The sequence below is a fragment of the Rhizobium sp. 01T444 genome (genome assembly GCF_056398305.1).
Genome location: NZ_JBFTPD010000435.1, coordinates 1 through 509 on the forward strand (window position 1 = coordinate 1; position 509 = coordinate 509).

The 509-nt window shown below is 66.8% G+C and carries 2 protein-coding genes; one reads left to right on the plus strand and one right to left on the minus strand.

Annotated features, from left to right (window positions below; all coding sequences use genetic code 11):
• Window positions 1–209, plus strand: a 209-nt coding sequence (locus tag AC1DTN_RS39330; protein ID WP_477925688.1) for a phospholipase domain-containing protein, incomplete at its 5' end; no start/stop codon positions are given.
• Between the two features lie 31 nt (window positions 210–240).
• On the opposite strand, the gene AC1DTN_RS39335 is transcribed toward AC1DTN_RS39330, so the two are convergent.
• Window positions 241–447 carry a hypothetical protein gene (locus AC1DTN_RS39335; RefSeq protein ID WP_477925690.1) on the minus strand — a complete coding sequence of 69 codons (207 nt, stop codon included), beginning with the start codon at window positions 445–447 and terminating at the stop codon, window positions 241–243.
• Between the last annotated feature and the right edge of the window lie 62 nt (window positions 448–509).

Consider the following 509-nt stretch of genomic DNA (forward strand, 5'->3'; position numbering starts at 1 on the left):
TGGCCTACCGGCATGACGGCCCGTGGATCGTGCGCGTCAAGGGCAACGGCGACGAGGAGCAGCACTGGAGCATCGACGACAGCGGCTACTGGTATGACTTTGCCGTGACCTGCGACGCGGACCCGAGCTACTACCGCCGCTTCGCCGGCCGGGTCGAAACCGGTCGGCATTCGGTCAGCGATCCGGCGATGGGCCAGCCGCGCGCCTGAGCCGAGGACCCGCGCGACTTCGCATGCGCGATCAGGCGTCGCGCGGGCTCAGGCCCGTGGAGAACGTCTCGAGCGCGGCGAAGCCGCCATCCAGCGCCTGGTCGAAGTCCGGGAAGCTGTCCGATGACTCGGCAATGCATTCCACCGTGCCGCTGTCGTGTCGCTTCATCAGCTTCCAGGTGAACTCGCCCGAAGCGAGTTGCTGAACGGTCACGGTGAGAAGGCGGCGCTGGTTCATCGGGGACGGCCTCGTCACCGGACACGCTCAATTCACGGGCAATTGCAGGGCAACCTTCGTGC